7 protein-coding genes are annotated in these 9,622 nt (G+C 55.5%); 6 read left to right on the top strand and 1 reads right to left on the bottom strand.

Annotated elements, in window-relative coordinates:
* Positions 1-201 precede the first annotated feature (201 nt).
* Positions 202-1,221, bottom strand: coding sequence for a hypothetical protein (locus HZF05_RS13835; RefSeq protein WP_246332005.1), 1,020 nt, complete (start codon positions 1,219-1,221; stop codon positions 202-204).
* Between the two features lie 304 nt (positions 1,222-1,525).
* On the opposite strand from HZF05_RS13835, the gene HZF05_RS13830 reads away from it, so the two are divergent.
* From HZF05_RS13830 to HZF05_RS13805, 6 genes are all read left to right on the top strand, one after another.
* Entirely contained in the window at positions 1,526-1,693 is a 168-nt protein-coding gene (locus tag HZF05_RS13830) for a hypothetical protein (protein ID WP_160366215.1), read from the top strand.
* A 229-nt stretch (positions 1,694-1,922) separates the two neighbouring features.
* Positions 1,923-3,911, top strand: a complete 1,989-nt coding sequence (locus HZF05_RS13825; RefSeq protein ID WP_160366214.1) for a RiPP maturation radical SAM C-methyltransferase — start codon at positions 1,923-1,925, stop codon at positions 3,909-3,911.
* A 34-nt stretch (positions 3,912-3,945) separates the two neighbouring features.
* Positions 3,946-4,788 carry a DUF5825 family protein gene (locus tag HZF05_RS13820; protein ID WP_160366213.1) on the top strand — a complete coding sequence of 281 codons (843 nt, stop codon included), beginning with the start codon at positions 3,946-3,948 and terminating at the stop codon, positions 4,786-4,788.
* Positions 4,789-4,790: 2 nt separating this feature from the next.
* Positions 4,791-7,481 carry a lantibiotic dehydratase gene (locus tag HZF05_RS13815; protein WP_160366212.1) on the top strand — a complete coding sequence of 897 codons (2,691 nt, stop codon included), beginning with the start codon at positions 4,791-4,793 and terminating at the stop codon, positions 7,479-7,481.
* Entirely contained in the window at positions 7,471-8,463 is a 993-nt protein-coding gene (locus tag HZF05_RS13810; protein WP_160366211.1) for a lantibiotic dehydratase C-terminal domain-containing protein, read from the top strand. The genes HZF05_RS13815 and HZF05_RS13810 overlap by 11 nt, the downstream gene beginning before the upstream one ends.
* The gene (locus tag HZF05_RS13805) at positions 8,460-9,617 is read left to right on the top strand and encodes a hypothetical protein (RefSeq protein ID WP_160366210.1); all 1,158 of its coding nucleotides are present in this window, start codon (positions 8,460-8,462) and stop codon (positions 9,615-9,617) included. The genes HZF05_RS13810 and HZF05_RS13805 overlap by 4 nt, the downstream gene beginning before the upstream one ends.
* Positions 9,618-9,622 lie beyond the last annotated feature (5 nt).

Here is a 9,622-nt window from a genome sequence, read left to right as displayed (position 1 = left end):
CTGAACCTGCTGCGCTTCATTCCGTCCGACTCCTTCGCGTCGGACTCTACCCAAAATCGGTCACATTCCAGGGGCGCACGTCACCACCTCTGGCGGAAAGTTCTCGGTCCGGTTTAGTCGATCGCAGCAATCGAAGCGGCCTTCCGATTTAGCCGCGCGTCCTGACCATAGGTTGATGACGCGACATCAGAGATTGAAAGGTTACGTCGCGAGTCGCCAACGCAGAATTTGAATGAACGGCTCCGGATCATCCAGCCGAAACGCCACGGCGGTGAACGATCGCTTACCCTTCAGAACCGATTTACGGCCGACCGGCGAAGCGAGGCGGAGGAGCACGTTCGGCCATGCAAGCAATGCTGCGTTAAGGGTCGCTTTGTCCCGAATCTCGTCCCCTCCGAAGTTGGTTCCTATCTCCTTAATGGCCTCGTAAGGTATCAACTCATCGATAAGAAAACCTGCACGGACACGGATTCCATTGGGGGTCAATAGGATCGGCTTAAAGCGGAACGATTTTATTAGCCCGACTAAATAAATAAAACCAACATCGCTGAGGATAAACATAATTATGGTACCAATCCTGCTCCAATGTCCGAGCAGGAGATGGTAAACCGCGATCTCTATTGTAGACAGAATCAGTAATGTGACGCTCATAGGTATAAGGTGTTTATGGTAGGCGAAGCCACGGCTTCCCTTCGGCACATCGGCCGGCCCACGCCATCGGAATAAAGCCATATGAATTACGGAAAGTTCGGCTGCCGCCAAGCGTACTAGCTGTGGAGGCAGAAGTTCAGATATGGCGGAAATCCAACGTTCCCGGAGATTTTCTTCAGACCCAGCAAGGATTCGCCTTGCACGAAGCGCCGCCCAACCGACGTGACAAGCTACGACCGCTGATAATCCGATGGCGACGAACGGCATAGCCTTTAAGGCGTTCGCTGCGGCAGGAGGCGCGCAGAGCCAGACTGTGAAAATGGCTCCGGCAAAAGCGCCTATGACAGCATCTGGCCCCGGCCGCTTCGTCGAACGAAACATCAACGCCATCAACATGGCCTCCGACATCACCCAGAGGAACAAAAGGATCGCCACTAGGGAATGTGCCGATGCCAAGGGAGTGCGGATGGCAAAACGTCCCAGCACCACAACGACATAAGGTGCTATCAAAATTGCCGGATTCCACCTTGAACTCCTCTCGCCACGAAGAACCGAAACGCTTCCGTTCATAGTTCACCTGCTCCATGCCTGCTGCCGCGGAAGTCGCCGGCCTCGATCTGTCGCGGCACGCCATTATTGGGCTCTGGGCCTGCGTGCTTCACCGCCAAAGCGCCACGTCTTCGAAGCGCCACATACCTACCATGGTTTACATGAACGCGCATCGAGAATCGCTAAACCGTGTTTCCACGCAATAATCCCGGCTCGTTATTTTCTCCCATATTAGACCATTCTAATGTTGACTCGATTTCACCCCCAACACATGATCTAAAGTGCGCCGTCGTTGTGGCGTGATCACCCAGCTTGGAGAACTACCATGCTGAACAGTAAGACGAACGCGATCGAAAGTGTCGATCCGTTTGCGGACTTCGATACTTTGGAAGTGAAGGAGGTCCGCCTCCGCCCGACTGCCGAGGAGAAGAAGCTCCGCACGAACGATGAAAAGGCGAGTTTCATATCTATTATCATCATCGTGACCGCCTGATCATACTGAATGTAATCTACGATATGAATATTGCTCAATGCTGCTTGAGGCAATCAAGCTAACGCGCAAGCAGGTTCGATCGCCTCAAGCAGGTTTGATTAGGTCCGCCGCACGGATGCTCGCGATGGCCGCTCCGAATGATGGGCGCCTCCTTTTGACCAGCGCTATTCTGGCATCAAGATCAAAGGCGTCTCGAGGTTGGTGATCGTAGTGTGTTTGGAGAATTCCTATGATCCTCTCGCCACTATTCGCTTCCGATCCGGCCGATGGACCTAAGGTGCTGATGGTCACTATGCCTTGGGCTCCACCCGATTTTCCAGGCCTCGGCCCCGCGCTGATCAGAAGCATACTTCTGCGTGACGGAATCCCCTGCGATATCCTGTACGCAAATCTCATATTCTCCCGGCTTTTGCGATCGGATCCATTCATTGATCGCGAGCTTCCGAAGCTCCCAATGTGCGAGTTGGCATTCTCGCCGTACTACTTCGAAAAATCGAAGAATGAGGCGGTCGATGAGTTGCACAGCGCCATCTTGGAACTTGCTGCAGATCCCTCGGCGATGACGCGGGAGTCGGTTGTTGATATAGTGGATCGTGCCGGCGAATGTCTGGACATCGTTTTCGACGGAGTCCGATGGGAGGATTATGATATCGTCGCTTTTGCGACGATGATGCAACAGTCGGTCGCATCCCTCGCACTCGCGAAGCGACTAAAAGATCGTTATCCGAAAATCCGAACTCTTTTCGGGGGTGCTAACACCACTCGGCCGATGGGCCTCGAGATGATGGAGCGTTTTCCCGAGATCGATTTCATGCTGGAAGGCGAGGTCGACGGTACCATCACTCAGTTCGTCGAACAGTATCGCGAACAAGGCTGCGGCAGCTTCGACCTCCCTGGTCTGCATTATAGGGATGAGCGCGGCCGGGTGAAGGACGGCGGACCGGGTGGGCAGTTCTACAATCTCGACTCTCTTCCCTACCCGGATTTCCTCCCATTTCTAGAGCAACTGGAGCGGCAGGAGTTGTATGAGATAGAGCCGACAATACCGTTCGAAACGTCACGGGGATGCTGGTGGGGTGCCAAGCATCACTGTACATTTTGCGGCTTGCATGACGACCAACTCAAATATCGCACGAAAAGCGTTGAGCGAGTCATCGATGAGATATTGACGCTCGCCCGACGCTATCAGCGCACGGAGTTTTTTGCGGTCGATAGCATTATCAACCACAAGGCATTCCAGGATTTGCTACCGGTTCTGAACCGTTTGCGCGAAACCGAGGGTTACGATTTTACCTTTTTCTTCGAGACGAAGTCTAACCTAAAACGTGAGAACGCGCAGATATTCAGGAACGGGGGAGTCACCTATGTCCAACCCGGTGTTGAGAGCTTTGGCGATCACGTACTGAAACTGATGGATAAGGGCACGACAGGTGCGAGATCCATACAGTGCCTCAAAGTGCTCGGTGAAAGTGACATCTTCGTAGCCTGGAACTTGCTCTACGGCTTTCCGGGAGAAACCGAGGATGACTATGTAGAACTCTTAGAGGCAATACCATTCCTCCATCATTTCTTGCCGCTGCATGAGGGAGGACTTACTCCGGTTCAATTGAACCGATACGCACCGTACCACAATGTGCCGGACAAATATGGAATCACAGATATTCACCCCAAGGATCACTATGGGAAGGTCTTCGCAAGCCCCGACATTGATCATGACAGGCTCGCATTTGCGTTCGATTACGCGCATCAGGGTTCGTCGAACGAGCGGTTGAAAGAGCTTCAGCTCGAACTTTGGAAGGCCATCGCTAACTGGCGGGATGTGTACGTGCCCGACTCCCTTCTGCAGCGGCGCGGGCCAGGTTTTGTCGAGATCACCGATAAACGGACGCTAACAGTGTCGGCCCTGGGTGGGGCGCCAGATGCTGTGGTGACGATCTTGGAGGCCCCATGGGCAGATGTATTTAGCTATCTCGACGAGGTTCACACCGAGGCGCAGGTGCTCCGGGAATTTGAAAGATCAATACCACTTGCAGATTTGAGCGCCTTCCTGGACCGGATGGTTTGCGCTCGGCTGATCTACCGCTCGCCCTCGCGTGAGCTCTTGACACTCCCACTTCTGCTTGAAAGCCGCTGCCACCAGCCTCGAGAGGTGCGGATTCCTGACAAGATCGAAGTGAACGGGGTTCGAGCGAGGGCTCGATCCTCGTTCGCGGCCTGATAGCTTCGCTCAGATCGAAAGAGAGGCTGGCTTCATGGTACATCTTACGATTGTCGATCAAGCGCTCGATGCCGGCGCGCTGATTCAGCGTGCCCAGACGGAAAGAAAACTCGATTTCGAGCTGGGAGTGATCGATCCGTTTGCACCAGCAACTGAAGCATTTTTCCTGGATATGGCGGAGGTTCGTAGCCAGTCGTATTTCGGCTTCCGCTTCCAATGCACGGTTCCAACGGGCATCACAGAAGAGTTGGCAACACTTCTTGGCCGTGGCGGTGTCATCAATGCTAACTTGCTGGACAGTTCTGGTGAGCACGCTGAACATGAGCCTCCAGAGTACCTTTGCCAGCTCGAGACGGTTCGCGTGCTCTACGAGGCTGGGATCGACGTACGTTGGCAAGTTTCTTGGCCACGCGTGATGCGCGACCCGTTCTTCGGGCGCGAACTTTTGCGGACGTGCGCTGCGGCAAGCAATCTTCCTCCTCCCGACATATCAGAGCAGTTTCGTCACGACGTTCCGCGTGACACGCTTACCAGGATGCAAGCCATCACGACTGCATGGGGCACCCAATTTCGCAAATCGACATTGACGTTCGCGCGCGGACCTGGCTTCGTCCGTATACGTGACCGCCGGCCTTCGAAGGGAGGGTGCCGCTTCTATACCTTAAAGGCTCAACAGGCAGACATTCTTCGGTTCTGCTCAAGACTCCGTACGCGGTCTGACATCGGCCACTTCGCTGAGGGCGTTCCAGATAACAAGGTTACCGCCTTCCTCGAGAGAATGGTCACGGACGAGCTGATCGCGCGCCACGGCAACTACTATCTATCGCTTCCGACACGCCGGACATTAGGCGAGCGCTGGTCGTCGGAGGTCGTCTGATCGTGCCGCTCGAGGCGAGGGCCCGAGCAGCCGAGCCGATCGCATTCAGCTTTGCTCCGTTTGCCATGGTTCGCACGGCCGGGCTACCTTTTGATGATCTGCAGGGTTTCCAGACCGCACGCACTCTAGCGGCGGCGCGAAATTGCGATACGCTCCTTGCCCAATTGTTGCACGAGCGTCGCTCTCTCTGTGACCGCATACATGGCCTGATCGCCGGCGAAGGAGATGCGGCGTACCGGCGCGCACTGCTGACAGCAAAGAGGCGCATTTACAACCTAAAGACAGTGACCGAGGGCACAATCGGACTTATCGACGCGACCGCGGCGAATTTCCGGCTTCCCGCAGATTTGCGCCATTGGAATCGGAGCGTGGGCGTTTACGCCTCTAACCGAATAGAGGGCCAGCAGGCGATCAAGCATGATCTCGAGGATATTCGAGCGCATCTAAGTCGTTTGTGGGATACGACCGATATAAGTAGGGGCGTTCTTTTCGCTCAGCCCAAATTGTACCATAGCGCTGAGCAGGCGATCGCGAAGTCACTCGATTTGGATAGAAAGGTTGAAGCCGCGATCATCGCATATTTCTTTAGAGCAGCCACGAAAACTAGTCCATTCAGCACGTTTACTAGTGTCACTATTGGTCGTTTGATTGATCATGCACAGCGAGGGGGCAGCCCGATCGCACCCGAGAGCGCTCCTGCCTCGCTGCGATCACGCGTGTTCTTTAACGCGGCGTTCGTTCGCAAAGTAGCAAATCTCCTGACCGTCACCCCAAACTGCCGGGAGCACCTCCCGCTCATGGTAGGTGAGGCGAGTTATAGCGACGGTGGATTTATTCATTTCCTAGCCCACTCGATGGGTGTCGCTGGGTCGAATGGGGCGGACGAAGGCGAGATTTTGCGTACCCTCAAGGAGACGCCCCCCGTTCGTCTCGCGATCGATCTGCTCCACGTCCCACGGGTTCCGCGAATGACAGCTCGCGACTTGTGCCTTGAACTGGCCCGGCAAACGGGTGCGGCGCCGGCGCGGGCACGAGTATTGGTCGATGGCCTGCTCGACTGTGGACTTCTAGTGCCTCGGCTCGACTTCTCGGCTAACGATTTTCGCGCGGTCGATCGGCTTGCCACACACTTGGGATCTCTTCCCAGTGTTGCGCATCGAGAAGCCGGAGACAATCTCGCTCAGATACAACCGCTGGTAGATCAAGCGGGTGAGAGTTCCGTAGATCGGTCGGCTCAGCTCATCGGAGCGGTGGGTGCAGCAGCATCGGCGACGCTAGCCGCGCTCAATGCCGCGGCTCCTGAGGGCCTTGACCCCATACTGATGCGCCACAATGTGGTTCGAAAGGCTACTGTCGATCTGGACCTCGCGACATTTGATTCCTTCAAGCCAGCGCTCTCCCGGCTTGCATCCATACTGCCCCTGTTTGACGCGGAGGCCCCTATCAGGACGAGAGTTTACCACGCGTTCGCTCGCCGTTTTGGCGTACAGGGAGAGTGCACCAACATCCTGGAGCTATTCGAAGCGTTTTGCGGTGAGGCTCCGCCACATAACGGCTTGTCGGGTGAAGAACTTTTCGCGGGCCGACGTAAGGATGGGGACGAGGAACAGAGCGTCGCTAAACTTCGGACCACATTGATGCGAGCGATGCGGGCTCAATGCTACGGACAGAGCCTCGCCGAACTGCCATCCTCCTTCTGGGCTGAATTCCAGCGCCCGTCGCTCCTGCCGCTCGGATTGCCGCTTTGCGTCACGTTCGCCGGCCAACTTGGTCCAAACGACCGGGATAACGGCCAGCAACAGTTCGTACTAAATAAGGTGCTGCCAGGGAGCGGGATGCCTGTAGCGCACTATGCCGCTGAGGGCGAGGCGCCAGCACAGCAATGGTTATACCAAACACTCGGAACCTGGCTGCCAAGCCTGGTCGGCGATGCTGAACCCGTCGATCTGATCGGAACCTTCGCTTTCGATGGCCTAATCAGACCCAGGTTATTTCCATCGGCCCTCGCTTACCCGGGAGAGCCCATCGAACCTCACGCAAGAGGTTTAATCGATTGGAGTGACCTTTCAGCTAAAATAGACGCTCAGGGTGGCTCCAAGGTCGTTTTGACCCGGAAGTCAACGGGTAGGAGGATTTCCCCCATCCATCTCGGCACTCTTGGTACACTGCATCTTCCGCCATTCTATAGATTCCTGAAATGTTTTGGGCCTGCATTCGCACCCGACTGGTCTGTCATCGACTACTTCGAGGCTCTTGCGGACTCTGATGCGAAAGAAGTTCGTCACTACGGCCGAGTCGTCGACGAAGGGGTCGTGATCTCACGGGAGACATGGTGCGTTCCATCGGAGATGGTCCCGCGTTACGGCGCTGGCGAAAATGAGTTCGAATTCTATCTGCGTTTGCGACGATGGGCTGGCGATATGGGGTTTCCACGCCATGTGTATGTAACGCCGATGCGCACGCACGATTACCTCAAGAGCGATCTTCCCGCTCAGTCCTTTCGCCGCGCCCATAAGCCCTTTTTCGTCGATTGGGACGGACTTATCTCGCACCGATTATTCCGGCGATTCGCCTCTCACGATCAGGGCGCGCTTACCATAACCGAGGCACATCCGACCTACCTGCAAACACCGCGCACTGCTGGCGAAAGTTCGTATGCCGTTGAACATATGATCGAACTCAATGCGCGCTGATGAGACCAGCCCCGTGGAAAGCTCGTGGCTCGCCTTCCACGTATTTTATCATGGCGACCAGGATGTGCTTCTCTGGCGATGCGTGAAGCCGCTAATCCAGGAACTGCGCACAGGCGGCCGCATCAGCGAATACTTTTTTGTGAGGTATTGGAATGGCGGCCCTCACGTGCGGCTTCGGGTGAAGGCTGAATTAGACTCATCCGCAACGAGCGAGACTATCCGACGGGCGGTCAAGGCTTTCCTTGCCGACACGCCGGGGGGCGCGGCGATCACTGCGGAGCAATATGAACGCATAGCCAAACGTCGTCGTTCGGCGGGTGGAAGCCCCATTGAGGATGAGGAGGTCGAACCCCTGCGCCCTCCCGACACATTCGAAGAACGGCGATACGTGTACGAGGCGATCCGCTACGGCTCATGGCAGGCGGCGAGAGTTGCGACCGAACATCACTTCCGATTTTCGTCTGACCTAGCGATGTTCATCCTCGGGCAAACGCTCGATGACATGGATGCCAAGCTAACAATCGCTCTCTCTCTGAGTGCTGCTACCGCGCGAGGCTTGCAATCCGACACCGAGACGACAGTCAAAACATTTAGGAAAGCGAGCGCACTCCTCGAACGGGCATTCCCAGATATGAATTCTGGGCATACAGACACCTTCGCAGCGCGTGGATTCCCAAATCCAGCAGAACTGCGTCCCCAAGTCGCCCTAATCGTCCGCCAAGCCTATGGAGGGGACGCAAGTCCTGCCGGCGGGGCCGGAATGGAACGAGTCCTGGAAGCTTGGCATGAGAATCTGCGCCAAACATTAAAGGCGATAGTCGATTCTGCGCCTCGTGACGCCGACTTGACCCGCTGCCGATTGGTCGCGATCGACTATATGCACATGCTCAACAACCGTCTGGGAATTCCGGTGGACCAAGAGTGTTTTGCCTATAAACTCGTAGCCGATGCTCTCGAAAATCAAGCCTCTGAAATGCCATGATTCCCAGCCTGCAACACGCCAGTTACGAAATATCCGGCCCCGCCGCGAAATTGATGGACTCCAATACCGAATTTTTTAAGTTGTGTCATGAGGTTCGGAAGAACCTCTGGCGCGCTGCTGGAAGCGGCGAGCGGCTCGAACCCTCGGCTGCAAAGAGCATCTACGGAACCCTTTTGTTTTTAAATGTGCTAGAACGGCGATTTAACGATGCCGAGGCAAATATCGCGCATCTGCGGAGCCTCTCTGAAAAGCCGTCGGTCAGGCTGACAACTCACATCGCTACAAATAGCATCGTTCAAGCCATGCGGTGCGGGGGCCTGCCCTCGGTCCTGTGTGAGCATCTCGGGAGTGTAATCGCCGATCTTCCATGGGAGGTGGTCGGCAGCGAGATCCGACGCCTGAGCGCCGATCTCGAGATTCTTAGTCCAGCTTTCATCGACGGACTCGTGGAGACTAATTGCAAAGAACTTCATTCGTCCGGTGGACTTCTTGGCCACGAAACTGCTGCTTTCCTTATTCGAATGCGGTTTTATAGGGAGGTAATGCTGCATTTCCGGAACGACCTCAGAGAGGTCTTGGAAGATGAAATCAGAAGCAAAAACGTTTCAACAGATGCTAATCGGCGTTCGAGTTCCGGGAGTCTTGATGGGGCGCGTGATCTTTCCTCTGTGGTGATCGGGATTTGGGATAGCGGTATCGACTTGGAGCACTTCGATACTAAGATGGCCGCGTCGGGTGGGCGCAGTAGCATCGCCTGGGACCATGATGGTCGACCAACCGACGGTGCGTTGCCATTTCTCAACCCGGAACAATTATCCAAGCTCCCGGAGTTGATCGATCTTGTACGTGGCTTCGGCGAGACACGTGTAGGCACCCGGAGTGAATATTCGGAGAGATTTGGGCGAGAGATCGCGTCATTAAAGTCTGAGGAAGTAACGCCGTTCCTCGAGGAGCTTGAACTGATCGCCGACTATATTCATGGCACGCACCTCGCCGGGGTGGCCATCGAGGGAAATCCGTTCGCTAAACTTCTCTCGGTGCGAGTAACGTGGGAACATCGTTTCACAACGGAAGCCTCCTTCGACCTTAACCGCCTTCGCGTACAAGCGAACCTTTATCGCGGGCGTTTATCCCCTACACACACGTTGCAGTAGGATGA

It is taken from the genome of Sphingomonas chungangi (genome assembly GCF_013778325.1).
Classification (GTDB): Bacteria; Pseudomonadota; Alphaproteobacteria; order Sphingomonadales; family Sphingomonadaceae; genus Solisphingomonas; species Solisphingomonas chungangi.
Note: the sequence above shows the minus strand (reverse complement) of the source record. Positions and strands in the feature narration are given on the sequence as shown.